The organism is Paenibacillus sp. J22R3, from assembly GCF_056269305.1.
This window is the reverse complement of the sequence record NZ_JBWDNS010000003.1, coordinates 2,501-17,525: the sequence shown is the minus strand read 5'-3', so window position 1 is coordinate 17,525 and position 15,025 is coordinate 2,501. Positions and strand designations below refer to the sequence as shown.

Annotated in this window: 15 protein-coding genes (1 of these 15 only partly in view); 10 read left to right on the top strand and 5 right to left on the bottom strand. The window is 49.4% G+C overall.

Annotated elements, in window-relative coordinates; genetic code table 11:
* Window positions 1-47 precede the first annotated feature (47 nt).
* Window positions 48-566: a thiol peroxidase gene (gene tpx / locus AC0YN4_RS14860; RefSeq protein ID WP_210664216.1), complete on the bottom strand. Its 519-nt coding sequence runs from the start codon at window positions 564-566 to the stop codon at window positions 48-50.
* Between the two features lie 96 nt (window positions 567-662).
* Between tpx and AC0YN4_RS14855 the strand changes: the two genes are divergently transcribed.
* From AC0YN4_RS14855 to AC0YN4_RS14845, 3 genes are all read left to right on the top strand, one after another.
* Entirely contained in the window at window positions 663-1,283 is a 621-nt protein-coding gene (locus AC0YN4_RS14855) for a rhomboid family intramembrane serine protease (protein WP_475781909.1), read from the top strand.
* A 33-nt stretch (window positions 1,284-1,316) separates the two neighbouring features.
* Window positions 1,317-2,222, top strand: coding sequence for a glutamate biosynthesis transcriptional regulator GltC (gltC, locus tag AC0YN4_RS14850; RefSeq protein ID WP_475781908.1), 906 nt, complete (start codon window positions 1,317-1,319; stop codon window positions 2,220-2,222).
* 112 nt (window positions 2,223-2,334) lie between these two features.
* Entirely contained in the window at window positions 2,335-4,155 is a 1,821-nt protein-coding gene (locus AC0YN4_RS14845) for a peptidoglycan D,D-transpeptidase FtsI family protein (protein ID WP_475836112.1), read from the top strand.
* 12 nt (window positions 4,156-4,167) lie between these two features.
* Here AC0YN4_RS14845 and AC0YN4_RS14840 read toward each other — a convergent pair whose 3' ends face one another.
* Entirely contained in the window at window positions 4,168-5,298 is a 1,131-nt protein-coding gene (locus tag AC0YN4_RS14840; RefSeq protein ID WP_475781906.1) for an AI-2E family transporter, read from the bottom strand.
* Between the two features lie 236 nt (window positions 5,299-5,534).
* Between AC0YN4_RS14840 and AC0YN4_RS14835 the strand changes: the two genes are divergently transcribed.
* Window positions 5,535-6,986 carry a polysaccharide deacetylase family protein gene (locus AC0YN4_RS14835; RefSeq protein WP_475836111.1) on the top strand — a complete coding sequence of 484 codons (1,452 nt, stop codon included), beginning with the start codon at window positions 5,535-5,537 and terminating at the stop codon, window positions 6,984-6,986.
* A gap of 86 nt (window positions 6,987-7,072) precedes the next feature.
* Here AC0YN4_RS14835 and AC0YN4_RS14830 read toward each other — a convergent pair whose 3' ends face one another.
* Window positions 7,073-7,687 (bottom strand): PH domain-containing protein, encoded by a 615-nt coding sequence (locus tag AC0YN4_RS14830; protein ID WP_475836110.1) that lies wholly within the window; start codon window positions 7,685-7,687, stop codon window positions 7,073-7,075.
* Between the two features lie 102 nt (window positions 7,688-7,789).
* Window positions 7,790-9,478 carry a dihydroxy-acid dehydratase gene (gene ilvD, locus AC0YN4_RS14825; RefSeq protein ID WP_475781903.1) on the bottom strand — a complete coding sequence of 563 codons (1,689 nt, stop codon included), beginning with the start codon at window positions 9,476-9,478 and terminating at the stop codon, window positions 7,790-7,792.
* A 281-nt stretch (window positions 9,479-9,759) separates the two neighbouring features.
* On the opposite strand from ilvD, the gene AC0YN4_RS14820 reads away from it, so the two are divergent.
* From AC0YN4_RS14820 to AC0YN4_RS14795, 6 genes are read left to right on the top strand one after another with little or no spacing between them, the layout of a single operon-like run.
* The gene (locus AC0YN4_RS14820) at window positions 9,760-10,062 is read left to right on the top strand and encodes an urease subunit gamma (protein WP_475781902.1); all 303 of its coding nucleotides are present in this window, start codon (window positions 9,760-9,762) and stop codon (window positions 10,060-10,062) included.
* 23 nt (window positions 10,063-10,085) lie between these two features.
* A complete protein-coding gene (gene ureB, locus AC0YN4_RS14815) occupies window positions 10,086-10,457 on the top strand; it encodes an urease subunit beta (protein ID WP_475781901.1) in 372 nt (123 codons plus the stop codon).
* The gene (gene ureC / locus AC0YN4_RS14810) at window positions 10,450-12,168 is read left to right on the top strand and encodes an urease subunit alpha (protein WP_475836109.1); all 1,719 of its coding nucleotides are present in this window, start codon (window positions 10,450-10,452) and stop codon (window positions 12,166-12,168) included. The genes ureB and ureC overlap by 8 nt, the downstream gene beginning before the upstream one ends.
* A 52-nt stretch (window positions 12,169-12,220) precedes the next feature.
* Window positions 12,221-12,940: an urease accessory protein UreF gene (locus AC0YN4_RS14805; RefSeq protein ID WP_475836108.1), complete on the top strand. Its 720-nt coding sequence runs from the start codon at window positions 12,221-12,223 to the stop codon at window positions 12,938-12,940.
* Window positions 12,941-12,990: 50 nt separating this feature from the next.
* A complete protein-coding gene (gene ureG, locus AC0YN4_RS14800; protein WP_475836107.1) occupies window positions 12,991-13,734 on the top strand; it encodes an urease accessory protein UreG in 744 nt (247 codons plus the stop codon).
* A complete protein-coding gene (locus AC0YN4_RS14795; RefSeq protein WP_475836106.1) occupies window positions 13,691-14,569 on the top strand; it encodes an urease accessory protein UreD in 879 nt (292 codons plus the stop codon). Before ureG ends, AC0YN4_RS14795 begins: the two co-directional genes overlap by 44 nt.
* Before the next feature lie 17 nt (window positions 14,570-14,586).
* Here the strand turns inward: AC0YN4_RS14795 and AC0YN4_RS14790 are convergent, their stop codons facing one another.
* Window positions 14,587-15,025: the 3' portion of a GNAT family N-acetyltransferase gene (locus tag AC0YN4_RS14790; protein ID WP_475836105.1), read on the bottom strand. Its footprint extends 119 nt past the window's final position; only the last 439 of its 558 coding nucleotides appear in the window; its start codon lies off the right edge, out of view; it ends in the stop codon at window positions 14,587-14,589.

Sequence of the window (15,025 nt, the reverse complement as noted above, 5' to 3'; positions counted from 1 at the left end):
AAGGGAATCCCTGCCTCGCTTTTGTCATATGCTGATCTTTATGTAGCTTATACGAGTGCTTTAACTGCGTTGATTGCATTCTCGTAGTTCGGGTGCTCTGTCATTTCACTAAGCACTTCCACATATTGAATCGTGTCATTGCCGTCGATTACGAAGATTGCACGCATATCGAGGTGAAGATCTTTGATCAACACGCCGTAAGCTTCGCCGAAGTTGTTGTTTTTGTAGTCCGACAGCAGAACAACTTTATCGACACCTGCAGCACCGCACCAACGAGCTTGTGCGAATGGAAGGTCAACGCTCACTGTCAGTACAGCTACGTTATCACCTAGTGTTGCTGCTTCTTCATTGAAACGACGAGTTTGCGCATCGCAAACGCCTGTATCAATGGAAGGCACTACGCTGACAAGTTTCACTTTGCCTGCGAAGTCTTTCAAGGAAACAACCTCTACCAGCGATTTGTTCAATTGAAAATCAGGAGCTTGGTCACCGATTTTCAGTTCTGGGCCGATCAGTGTAAGCGGGTTGCCTTTAAGAGTAGCAACGCCTGTGCGTTCTTGTGCCATTAATAAACAGCCTCCTTAGGATGGAATGGGTTCATACCAAATTATTATAACTATAATGAAATACCATTGTCCAATAGGAGGGCGAAGGAGACTACGATGATATTCCTGCGTTATGAAAGTTTTCGCAGCTATTTGCGGCAATATCCGGTTACGGCGGCTATTATCGCGCTGAATCTGCTCATCTACATTAGCGATCGTTACATACTGGATGGTATGCTGCTGGACCGCGGTTTCTTTTACAGTGACCCAAACAACAATTATTTCTCGCTTGCAGAACCTTGGCGTTATGTGACGGCTCAATTCTTGCATTTGAGTATTTCGCATATTTTCTTCAATATGTTTGCTGTGTTAGTGTTTGCACCTCCGCTCGAACGGATGCTCGGTCATGTGAAATATCTGTTGTTTTATCTGCTGTGCGGCATCGTCGGTAATCTATTTAGTGCCATCGCTGATTCGTCTACTGCGGGAGCGGGTGCGTCGGGAGCTATCTATGGTGTATATGGTGCGTACCTCTATTTGGCACTAATGAAACGCTCGCTCGACCCGGATTCGCGCAAAACAGTGTATACGATACTGATATTCGGTATTCTGTATTCGATATTTGCACCGGGTATTGGGCTGTGGGCTCATTTTGGCGGATTGTTTGCAGGGTTCGCGCTTGCTTATGCATACGACTGGTATTTAATCGCGAAGAAGAATCGCCGATATAATCGGTAATGGCAGCTGTTATAGAGAAGAAGAGGGGACCTAATGGAGCTTCGTCAATTGTATTATTTCGTAAAAGTGGCTAAGAAGGAGCATGTTACGAAAGCAGCAGAGGAGCTGCATGTGGCACAATCTGCTGTCAGCCGACAAATTCATCAACTGGAAGAGGAGCTTGGCGCCAAGCTCTTCCTGCAGAAGGGACGCAACCTGCAGCTTACACCTGTTGGGGCATTGTTTCTGAAGCGGGCAGAAGTGATACTGGCCGATTTGGAACGCTCCGTTGTGGAAATTCAAGAATTTCTCGATCCGGAGAAAGGGGAGATTCGGCTTGGATTTCCGCACAGCTTGGGCATTTCACTCATACCCGAGGTTGTGGCGGCGTTTCGGAAGCTGAACCCTAATGTGAAGTTTCGATTTAAACAAGGGATGTTCCCGTCTCTGATTCAAGATGTGATGAAAGGTGAAGTGGATTTGGCTTTCGTATCGCCATGTCCGGAGAAGCATCCTCATGTCACCGGTCAGATCGTCTTAACGGAAGAGTTGTTTGCAATTCTGCCGCCGAATCATCCGCTTGCGAGTGAAGAGTCCATTGAACTGGCTCAATTAAAGGACGAAATGTTCGTGCTGTTCAGTGATGGGTACTCGCTTCGTCCAATCGTATGGGAAGCATGTCTGGCGGCAGGATTTACACCGCAGATCGGATTTGAAGGGGAAGAGACGGATACCATTCGCGGTTTGGTTGCGGCGGGCATGGGAGTCAGCTTGCTCCCCGAAATGGCGCTCTACGCATCCGGCCCCCTTAAGCCGGCTAAGGTGCGCGTGAGTTCGCCGCAAGTGACAAGGACAATCGGACTTATTTATCGATCCAATGAGAAGCTCCCGCTTGTAGCCAAATCTTTTCAGAGCTTCCTGCTCGATTTCTTTGCTTGCAGCCGGTTTCAGAAGCAATAAACGTTACGCCTGAATCTCAGTTGAGGTCAATCAGAGTCATTCTGATTGGCCTCTTTTTAATAAGGGGATACTTGTAATAAAATCCCTTTCGGCAGTCGGAGGAATAGACGTCATGAGCAGAGAACGGCGAAGAAGCAGACAACAGCGAATTTTTATCCTCCTCATTATGCTGAGCGCGATGGTACTGTTATTTGTTTTGCGTATCGGATGGCTGCAGCTGCTGCCGTCTGCACCCGTAACAGCCAGAAGCTCAGATTGGAAGGAAGAGTCTGTCGCGCAGCGAGAACGAACATTGGTGCTGGATACAGGCAGGGGGGATTTCTATGATCGTTCCGGTAGACCGCTTACGGGGGAGACTTACGAGGCACTGGCTGTATTTCCGCTGCAAATGAAATCTCGTACCGATAATCCAAAGGAAATCGGTGCATTGGCCAAGGCGCTTGGCATGCAGTCTTCTACGCTGAGACAATGGATGGATAAATTAACCGAACCCGTCTTCTGGCAGCGGGAGGGAGAGGGATTGCCGCATCGCTTATCTGCAAAGCAGCTCGCAGCGATAGATGCCTTGCACATTAACGGCGTACGCGTGCTGCCCTATCATAACCGCTATCCGTCTGCCTTCAGCGTCAAGCACGCAGTTGGCTACATCAGCCAACATCCGGAACTGCTTCGAGCCGATTACAGCAAGCGGCTGAAGGCACATACAATGCGCTTGAGCGATAAGACCGGAGGCGCTGGCTTGGAGCGGTCCCTGGATCCGCTGCTGCAAGGTACGGGACCGACCGCAGTGTCTTATTTTACCGATGGAACGGACAAGCCTATGCACGGATTAAACTTACGTCTCATTAGCCCGAATAATCCATACTACCCGATCAAAGTGATGACGACGATGGATCTGGCCTTGCAGAATCAATTGGAGAACTATGTGGATCATAAAGGGCTCAAAGAAGGAGCGGTCGTTGTCCTTGATACGGCCAACGGTGATATTATAACGATGATTTCAAGGCCTCAGCTCACAATAAGCTCGATTGATGCGACGGGCATGAATGCAGCCAATCATGCGATCAGAGCGGCAACACCGGGGTCGATATTCAAAATCGTGACGGAAGCGGCTGCGCTTGAGTCCCGCGTTACCGCCGAAGGGGAGCAGTTCTATTGCAATGGGAATTATGGCCGCTATGGCCTCCATTGCTGGAAGGACGGGGGACATGGGCATGTCACGCTGCAAGATGCTTTCGCGGGCTCGTGCAATGTCGTATTCGCGGAACTTGCGGAGAGACTGAGTGCGCGGCAGTTTCTGGTGACGGCAGATCAGCTTGGTATTGCCAGGCAGATCGGATGGAGCAGCATAGGAGCGTTTGCGCCGCTTGGTAGACCGCTCCGGCAATTCCAAGAGGAAGAAGCGGGAAATGTATTCGCTCAGCCGCAGGGGGCCAGAGATGGCGGTCAGCTGGCGCAAACGGGCATCGGCCAAAGAGATGTTAAGCTCTCACCGCTCCAAGCGGCTAACCTTATGGTCACGCTGCTGCATGAAGGTCGTGTACAAGAGCCTAGATTCGTTATTGAAATTCGGTATGGGAATGGACAGCTGCTGGCTAAGCTTGCCAAACAGTCTTCGATGTCTCAATACGGTCAAATTCATGCACGTACAGCTCGGACTTTACTAAGAAGCATGGAAGCGGTAGTCCTTAACGGAACGGGGAAAGGGATCCGAAATGGAATTTGGGCGGTTGCCGGTAAATCCGGCACCGCCCAAATTAGAAGAGGAAATCAGGAAAGATTGAATCAATGGTTTGTCGGCTACGGGCCAGCTGAGCAGCCTCGCTATGCTGTTGCCGTGCTAGCCGAGAACCGTACACCGGGAACATCCAATCAAGCGACAGTTATCTTCCGCGGAGTAATGGATATTCTTGCTAAGCAGCAGAAGCACTGAACCATGTTACAGCTAGTCCACAATTTCCGTATCATCCGCTGGATTCGTTTGATGCTCGAACTCACCTTTAGGTGAATGAATCCAGCGGTGGAAGTATCGTTGATCATACAATGCCTTCAATAGAATCATCAGAATCGGAGACAGGATCACGCCTGCAATCCCGAATATTGAAAGTGAGATAATCATGAATGCGAGCATCGTAAAGGCAGAAACGCCGAGCGTGTCGCCGGTGATCTTAGGCTCGAGAAATTGACGTGTCAAGACGACCGCAAGGAATAGGCAGCTGAGCCAAATCGCGAGTGTCGAGTTACCGACAATGAACAAGTAAATGATCCACGGGATGAAGACGGTTCCGACACCGAGCAAGGGCAGGATATCGAAGAATGCGGATAGCAGCGCGATGGAGAAGGCATTGGGCACTCCGAGCAGCAGCAAGGCAACGAATATAACGATAAACGTAATGCTTATTAGCTTGCCTTGGGCTTTCAAATAACCGGCAATGCCGGAGAATACGTTCTCGCGTAAGAACAGGAAAGCTTTCTTGAACGTATTAGGCGTCTTCTCTTGAGCCAGCTTCTTCCACTCTTTAATTTCCAAACTAAGGAAATAAGCGAGTATGATTCCGATGGTGAAGTTAATCATAAAGGTGGAGAAGGATTTCAGGTACCCGCCAAGCGAGAGCAGGAACGAAACCGCCAAATTAGATCCCCATCTTGTGATATAACCGAAGATCTCATTGGCCTTCTCCACGACGTTATCCGGCAGCGGAAGTGAATCGACTTTATCTTCGAGCAAAGCGGCATTCTTCTGAAACTGGTCGACAAGTAAATCCTGGTACTTGCCAAGGTTTGAAGCGAGTCCGGTAACCTGCGTCGTGACGACGAAACCGGCACCGACAAATGCGCCGACAATGACGAGTGTGAAAATAAGAACGGATATGCCTGAAGCGATGGATTTCTTCATCCCGAGTCGCTGCATCCATCGTGCAGGAGGCTCAATAAACATGAAAATTAAGAAAGAAAGGAATATTGGAGTGGCAATCCGGTATACATAACTGAATACAAGCATGATGAGATACACGGTCAGAACAATTAAAGCAATATCGAATGCGGTACGCCAATATTTACGGTAGAAGGAAAGCATCGATTGACTCCTTTTTAAATAGCTGAAATGCGGTTATGTATCACGATTGTACTATAAAATAACAGAGTTTCCCAACTTAACTTTATGTTAGCCTAATTTTCCGATTTATGCTGTATTTCTTCGTTGTAACTTCCGTAGCCGTTATTGTACGTGCTATGTTACAATGAATGAAGGTATCAGGCATCTAGGGCACTCCCTCTTCCAATGGACAAGGATTAAGGATCGAAACTAGGGTGGTGGGAACACGTAATATGGAAAACTTCCTGCTGTGGGGATTTTATTTTTTAACGTTTTATGCTTTTTTACCCGGAATTATAAGTCGTACATTTGGTTTTCGCGTATTTAAACGGGGTCGTGCAGAACGGGAAATTGCTCTTACTTTCGACGATGGGCCGGATCCTGTTTATACACCGCTGCTGCTTGATCTACTAAAGAAATATGATGCTAAAGCGACATTCTTTGTTGTCGGCATCCACGCAGAACGGCACCCGGAGTTATTGCAGCGAATGCATGCTGAAGGGCATGTGATCGGCATTCATAATTACGTACACAAGTCCAATTGGCTTATGCGTCCAAGAACGGTTAAGAAACAAATTCATCGCACATCAGAGATTATTCGCCGGGCAACCGGCGTTCGTTCGGCGTACTACAGACCTCCGTGGGGGATCGTCAATCTGTTTGATTTTTCCAATTTAGGGTATCTTCAAATTATTCTATGGTCTGCGCTGTTCGGCGATTGGCGCAAACATGTAGGGGCTGAACGTCTTAAGACCCGCATGATGAAGAAGCTTCGGCCGGGAGAAGTGCTGCTTCTTCATGACTGCGGCGCTACTTTCGGTGCGGATCAAGATGCGCCGGCTAACATGCTCATTGCATTAGAGTCGTTCTTAGAGGCAGGTCGTGAACGCGGATATCAGTTTATCCATATTACGGACATGATCGCACTTACGGACAGGGATCGCAGTAAGTCGAGAGAATCCAAGCCTGCGACACATGGTCTCTTCAAACGAGCGTTGATCGCATGTTGGATGGGATGGGAGCGGGTATTTCACGTCCTATTCCGCGTGAAGTCAGGCGGAGAGGGCTCTATCTTTCACATTCGGCTTGTCCCGTATCCGGGACAAACGTTGGAGCTGTCGGACGGCAGACGAATCGAGCACAAGGATCCTGTAATCGAACTTCACTTTGATAATCATAAGCTGCTGAAAATGATGACTGAATCACGTTCGATGATGCATGTTGCGATTATGCTCATTCGAGAAGTGCAGAAGGGGATGCCTAAGCTTGCCCAGCAGCTTGTGGGAAACAAAGAGTACGAACATGCAAAAGGATTATACGGCGTCAGCATGATTAATCGCGGCGCAGAGCAATTCGGATTCAGCGTGCTGCCGATTCCGAAAGGACTTTTTGATTATTCTACACGGCTATATTTGAAGCTGCTGCTTCGTGTGCTTCATCCTTCGGGCAAGAAACGTCTGACAGAGCAGGGCTCTCGGCTTGATCCGCGAATTATTGCGATGTCGATGGATCAATTCTGGGGTCGTTACGGTGCTGAAGCAAACGTGAAACCCAACTGGAAGAAGACGCAAGTGTATGAGCCTAAGCTTCATCAAGGAGCGCGTCCGGGGCTTACGCCTGCAGCTTATGATAATGCGAATGCAGCGGGAGCCGGGGAGTACACGCCATAAACGAAACCCAATAATTGATAAGGAAGGCGCCTCGGAACTCGGGGCGCCTTTCTTGTGTTGTCATGTCGCGATTCCGATCATAAAACTTATTGGTTGATATAACGCTCGAATACAGCAGCGAAGTCTTTGGATTTGTATTGCTTTTGCGTTTCGGCAAGCCAATTGAAAGCAAGCTGGTTAATCGATTTGAACTGCTCGGCGAGATCAATTTCGGCTTTATAGATCTGGCTTACAGTCGAGGAGGCCAGGTCCAAACTCTGCCTTGCAAAGCCAAGCGAGATTTCATTCTCGTGCGTGAGCTCGGCGATTTTGATCAGTGCTTTGTAGAGATCCTTGACTTCTTCTATATGTTTCTTATGAATGTCTATGGTGAATGGCGTACCGCCAAGATTGAATTTAATTTCAACATCCAAATCGACGGTTCCTGCCGTTTCTAAGTATACGCCGGAAATCTTATGTGCACTGTAGGAGTAGCGGTGGAGCGTTCTTTTCTTACTGACTGCACTCGTGCCGTCGAGATGGATGAGAGCTTGATTCGTGAAGCAGTATTCATCGGATTTGGACTTGATAAGAAAATAAATTTTCTCGTTATCCTCGTGCAGGACGTAGTCGTCGGAATCGACCTTATCATAGTTCTCCGGTTTGATGACAGATCCTAAATCACTTAAACCAAGCAAATCGGCAGCTACTTTCCCGAACATGAGAATCCCTCCATAATCTAAAATAAAATCGCCCTGCGTATAAGTTGACTAACAACTAGTCATACGCAGGGCGATTCTATTATGTTTCAGTTTTGGCGGGAATTAATTAAATCTTAGTACGCCGCCTGTGCTTGCATTCGTAACAAGGTGGGAGTAACGAGCTAGATAACCTTTTTTGATTTTCGGTTCAAAGCCTTTCCAATTCGCACGACGAGCTTCGAACTCTTCATCACTGATCAGAAGGTTCATTTCGTTGTTGATCAAATCAAGCTCGATAAGGTCGCCGTCATTTACGAAAGCGATAGGACCGCCTTCGGCAGCTTCCGGAGAAACGTGTCCGATACTGATGCCGCGGGATGCGCCTGAGAAACGGCCGTCTGTTACGAGACCGACCTTAGCTCCAAGACCCATGCCGACGATTTGGGACGTTGGCGCAAGCATCTCTGGCATACCAGGTCCGCCTTTAGGGCCTTCGTAACGAATGACGACAACATGTCCTTCTTTAACTTTACCATTCGCAATTCCATGCAATGCCTCATCTTGTGAATCGAAGCAGATTGCAGGACCTTTATGGTAGCCGCCAACCGATTTATCAACAGCGCCGACTTTAATGATCGCACCGCGCGGTGCAAGGTTTCCGAATAGGACAGCCAGTCCGCCGCGCTCGCTATGCGGGTTGTCCAGCGTATGAAGAACATCCGTATCCTGGATATCATGTCCGGCTACATTCTCGCGAAGTGTCTTACCTGTTACAGTAAGCACGTCACCGTGAAGGGCGCCTTCTTTCTTGAACAGCTCATTGATAATTGCGCTTACGCCGCCGGCATTGTGCACATCTTCGATGTGGTAATCAGAAGCCGGAGCAATCTTCGCTAGATGCGGAACGCGTGCTGCAATTTCATTAATGCGCTCGATTGGGTATTCGATACCAGCTTCATGTGCGATTGCAAGCGTATGGAGAACAGTGTTTGTGGAACCGCCCATTGCCATATCAAGTGCAAATGCATTGTCGATGGAATCTTTGGTCACGATATCGCGTGGTTTCAGATCCATCTCGATCAAGTTCATCAGCTGACGAGCAGCTTGTTTAACGAATTCTTTACGTTCAGGCGATACAGCCAGGATTGTGCCGTTACCCGGAAGTGCAAGGCCAAGACCTTCTGCCAAACAGTTCATGGAGTTAGCTGTGAACATACCGGAGCAAGATCCGCAAGTCGGACAACCGAATTGCTCAAGCTCTGTAAGACTGGCTTCGTCGATTTTACCTGCTTGGAATGCACCGACACCTTCAAATACGCTGGATAGCGAAATCGAGCGGCCATCGGAGGTTTTGCCTGCTTTCATTGGTCCGCCGCTGACAAGCATGGTCGGGATGTTTACGCGAAGCGCGCCCATGATCATGCCCGGTGTAATTTTGTCACAGTTCGGAATACAAACCATGCCGTCAAACCAGTGAGCATTAACAACGGTTTCTACCGAATCCGCAATAATTTCACGGCTCGCCAGGGAATAACGCATACCGATATGTCCCATTGCAATGCCGTCGTCGACGCCTATCGTATTGAATTCGAAAGGCACGCCGCCTGCTTCCCAGATCGCTTCTTTAACGAGCTTTCCGAATTCCTGCAAGTGAACGTGGCCTGGAATGATGTCAATATACGAGTTGCAAACCGCGATAAACGGTTTACCGAAGTCTTCCTCTTTTACCCCGGCAGCACGCAGCAAGCTGCGGTGCGGAGCGCGGTCAAATCCTTTTTTAATTGTGTCTGAACGCATCTTTTTTGCCGCCATTTCTGTCCCTCCCAAAGTAAGTTCAATAAATTTTAGTCTATCACATCAGGCATCGAATGGCTAGCACGTTCACCTAGTGGCGGAGTGGCAAGGAAGCTAAGAAAATCACGTAATAGATGAAGGGATTTATCCCTCATTTCGACAAAACCTGACATCGTTACCCAAATTATAGCAATACTAATCTGTAATCTATCGCCTTATGTCATTAAACATAACACAAGAGATTTACTTGGCCCTATTCAACCGTTATAATAATAGAAAACGTTGGAAGAGGTGCCTGTATGCAGTTAACGGAAAGGGAAAAAGAAAAGCTTCTAATTACGATTGCTGCCGATTTGGCACGTAGACGACTTAACCGGGGCGTGAAATTGAATTACCCCGAGAGTATAGCGCTTATTACTTCTGAGATCTTAGAAGGTGCCCGCGATGGTTTGACAGTGGCGAAATTGATGGAGCACGGTACAACGATTCTAAGCCGAGATCAAGTGATGTCTGGCGTGGCGGATATGATCCATGAAGTGCAAGTGGAAGCAACTTTTCCGGATGGAACGAAGCTCGTGACCATTCATCATCCCATACTTTAATGCGCTAAGAGAGGGGGATTGCCTTGATACCAGGAGAATACCGTACGATGGCAGGAAATATCGAGCTGAATGCCGGTCGAGAAACGGTGGAGATTGTTGTTGTCAATACGGGAGATCGTCCTGTGCAAGTGGGATCGCATTTTCATTTCTTTGAAGTAAATCGTGCACTCGCATTTGAACGTGAAGCGGCATTCGGCATGCGACTTCACATTCCTGCCGGTACGGCAGTTAGGTTTGAGCCTGGTGAGGAGAAACCGGTTCAGCTTGTTGAGCTCGGTGGAAGCAAACGCTCCTTTGGACTAAATGCACTGACTAGCGGCTCAGCGATTCGCGGCAGTATGTCTGATGAAGTGCGGAGCAGGCTTAAAGCATGGGAGGGCCTTCGTCATGAGTAAGATGAGTCGCAGCAGTTACGCAGCCATGTTCGGTCCGACAACAGGCGATGCCGTTCGGTTGGCGGATACGGAGTTATGGGCTCAAATAGAGAAGGACTACACTGTTTATGGTGACGAGTGCAAGTTCGGCGGTGGAAAAGTAATTCGAGATGGTATGGGGCAATCGAGCGGGGCGCTCCGTAGTGAAGGCGTTCTCGATACGCTGATCACCAATGCGATTGTCATTGACCACTGGGGAATTGTGAAAGCCGATATCGGGATTCGAGACGGTGTAATTGTTGGCATCGGTAAAGCAGGCAACCCGGATATTATGGATGGCGTTATGCCGAACATGGTCGTCGGCGCGAGCACAGAGGTTATTGCCGGTGAAGGGAAGATTGTAACCGCTGGCGGGATCGACAGCCATATTCATTTTATATGCCCGCAGCAGATCGAGACGGCTCTTTCTTCAGGTGTAACTACCATGATAGGCGGCGGAACGGGGCCGGCGACTGGAACGAACGCAACGACCTGTACGCCTGGAGCATGGCATATGCGCAGAATGCTGGAAGCTGCTGAAGCGTTTCCGATGAACCTTGGTTTTACCGGCAAAGGCAATTCATCCTTTACCGAACCGCTCATCGAACAAATTGAAGCGGGAGCTATTGGGCTGAAGCTGCATGAAGACTGGGGAACGACGCCGGCTTCTATTGATGTTTGCCTTACGGCGGCGGATTTGTACGATGTTCAGGTCGCGATTCATACCGATACGCTGAATGAAGCGGGATTTCTGGAGGATACACTGGCGGCATTTAAAGGTCGCACGATCCATACGTATCATACGGAAGGAGCCGGCGGCGGGCATGCGCCGGATATTATCCGTGCAGCCGGCGAACTGAATGTGCTGCCTTCATCCACGAACCCGACTCGCCCGTTTACGATTAATACCATCGAAGAACATCTGGATATGCTTATGGTCTGCCATCATTTGGACAGCAGCATTCCGGAGGATGTTGCGTTTGCTGACTCGCGGATTCGTCCGGAGACGATTGCGGCCGAAGATATTTTGCATGATATGGGCGTATTCAGCATGATCAGCTCCGATTCTCAGGCAATGGGTCGTGTCGGGGAAGTCATCATCCGAACCTGGCAAACGGCTGACAAGATGAAGAAACAGCGTGGCCCCCTGGCGCCAGATACTAACGCTGAAGCTGATAATTTCCGCATCAAGCGCTATATCGCGAAGTACACGATAAATCCCGCTATCACACATGGCATCTCGCATCTGGTTGGTTCCATTGAACCCGGCAAATTTGCGGATTTGGTCGTGTGGAGTCCGATGTTTTTTGGCGTAAAGCCGGATCTGGTGCTCAAAGGCGGAAGTATTGCATTCGCACAGATGGGTGATCCCAATGCATCGATTCCGACGCCGCAGCCGGTATTTGGCCGTCCGATGTTTGCCGCATTTGGCAAAGCCAAGCACAGCAGCTCGATTACATTCGTGTCTCAGGCTGCTTATGATCGCGGCATCGCCGAAGAACTCGGCTTAGCGAAACGGATCGAACCGGTGCGTGGCTGCAGAACGGTGACGAAGAAAGATATGATTCACAATGATGCGACACCGGTCATTACCGTTAATCCCGAAACCTATGAAGTAAAAGTGGATGGTGTTGTGGCGACTTGTGAACCGGCTGACGTTCTGCCGATGGCGCAGCGTTACTTTTTGTTCTAGGTACATAAATGCAGGTTTGCTGCTTCCGGTTCGGAAGGGAGGTGGTTTGAGCTTGGCCGACAATTCAGAAGAAAGTCCTCGCCCTGTAGTACTGCCTTGGCTTGCCCTTCAACAGCTGCTTGACTCGGCATTGCCTATTGGCGGGTTCGCGCATTCCTTCGGGCTCGAGACGCTGGTCCAGGAAGAAGCGCTGCTAACAAGCAAGCAGCTGGAAGATTATACGGTATCGATGCTGATGCAAAGCTGGTCAACAGCAGACGTGATGGTCATCAAATCCGTATATCGGGACATGCCGATTCACGACTATGCTTCCATGTTTGGTGTAGAAAGGCTCGTACATGTTCAGCGAACGGCAATTGAAACACGAAATGGGATCGAGAAGATGGGGCGCCGTCTATTGCAGCTGTTAGGCGCATTATATCCGAGTTATGACTGGGCACCTCTGCAGGATGGACTTAAGTCCAAAAACTGCTTAGCCACTCATCCGCTGGTGTTCGGTTTTGCCTGCTATCGTCTGGGAGTTTCGCTTGAACAAGCAGCTCAGGGTTATATGTATGCAGGCATCGTCAACTGCATCAACAGTGCTCTTCGTCTCATGTCTATTGGCCAAACCGAAGGGCAAACCATCATCGCCAGGTTGACGCCGAAGACGATGGACGCTTGGGAGGAAGTGTCTGAGATGACGCCTGAGGACGCCTACAGCTACATGCCTATGAGCGAAATTGCCATGATGCGCCACGAGAATCTGTACTCTCGTCTCTTCATGTCTTAATCGTAGAAGGCTGATAATGGAACAACATATCCCGATTGGAGGAATGTACAATGTGTCAAGGACAAGGTCATCATCACCAGGAGTGGGAGCAGCCGGCAATCGATCGCGCAGGTTCAAGACCGGTTCGAATTGGTATAGGCGGCCCGGTAGGTTCGGGTAAGACGGCATTGGTTGAACGGCTTGCAGGTGCTCTGAAGGACAAATATAGTGTGGCGGTCATCACGAACGACATTTATACCAAAGAAGATGCTCGGATTTTGGCCGCTACCGGTGTGCTGCCGGAAGAGCGTATTATCGGAGTGGAGACTGGCGGATGCCCGCATACCGCGATACGCGAGGATGCTTCGATGAACTTTGAGGCGGTGGATGAGCTGACGAGCCGGTTTGACAATCTCGATCTAATCTTTATTGAAAGCGGCGGCGATAATTTGGCGGCTGCCTTCAGTCCGGAACTGGTGGATCGGTTTATCTATATTATTGACGTGGCACAAGGTGAGAAAATCCCGCGTAAAGGCGGTCCTGGCATCATGCGCTCGGATTTGTTGATTATCAACAAAATCGATCTCGCCCCTCATGTCGGTGCCAGCCTTGAAGTGATGGAGTCTGATACGAAACGAATGCGCGGAGAGCGGCCCTATGTATTCTCGAACCTCTTCGGAGGCGTGAATGTGGATCGAATTGTTGCTTGGCTGGAGCATGAGCTCGCCCACGCTCATGGACATGAGCATCATCATGAGCACGAGCATAAGCATGAGAGTGGACATGAGCATGCAGCACATCACCACCACTTCTAAACAGGAGGGGCAACGTGTATCGCAGCTTCGGGCGGTATTTGAGAAGCGGGTGCGCGGAACGGTTCTCACCTCGAAATATCATACTGCACCTATTAAGATCGCAAAAGCTTTTCCGCTTGACGGGCCGCTCGGTGTCATCGTGATGGATGTGTCTCCGGGGCTGCTGGCCGGTGATCGTTATGAATTTGATTGGCGTTTAGAGCCGGGCGCGCATGCCTACGTTACGAATCAATCGTTTACGAAGGTGCATCCATCGAATGCGCTGCTTGGCGGATCTTCAATCAGGCAGCGCTTCGAGCTCGCAAGAGGCGCGGTATTGGAGTCCATGCCAGAGCCGATCATGCTTTACCTTGATGCTGCATTGGATTCCGAGACGATTGTGCACTTGGGCCAAGGTGCGGTGTGGATGGGAGCTGAAGTGCTCTGCCCTGGCAGATCGCTGCGAGGTGAATTGTTCGACTATCTCCATCTGAAGAACAGGGTACGAGTTTATTATGAGGATGAGCTTATCTATGCCCAACAGCAAAATATCATTCCGGCATCGCAACAATTAACGTCTCCCGGTTGCCTGGGGCAGATGACGCATACCGGCGTATTCTATGCGTTCGCAGATCGAATTCAAACGAAGCATGCTGAGGCGGTTCGGGTTGCTTTGGAATCGATGCCGAGTCGTGAAGGACGGACGCTGCAGTGGGGCGTATCGTTAACCTATAAGCATGGTATAGCGGTTATGGCAGCAGGGACAACTGCCTGGCATGTCCAAGAACTGTTTGCGTTCGTATGGGCAGTATTGAGGAAGGAACTGCTGGGACTATCACCTTTCGCGATAAGCTAATTGAGAAGGATGGCGAATTACTCGCCATCCTTTTTGCTGGAGAAGTATGCTGTTCTGGTAATCCCATAGTAATCGAGATCTTCGAATTGGTCCCATTTGCGAATATGTTGTTTAAAGGTCCCTTCGTGTTTCAAACCCGCTTTGGTTAGAACTGAGGATGATGCCGGGTTACGTGTCATAGCCGCGCCAATAATGCGGTTCAGGTTAAGTGCTTCGAAGCCATAACGTATGATTCGTTCAGCGGCCTCCGTAGCATAACCTTGACCCCAGAATTCCTCGCCTAACCAGTAGCCGATTTCGGCCCGACTATGCTCTGCTGTTAGATTTAAGCTGATGCAGCCCATTAACTGCTGTTGTTTCTCTTCTATAATAGCAAACGTATAACCGTGCCCGTGTTTGGCTGCGTCCTTGCGAAACGCGATCCAAGTATCCGCTGCTCCATCGGGGTAGGGATGT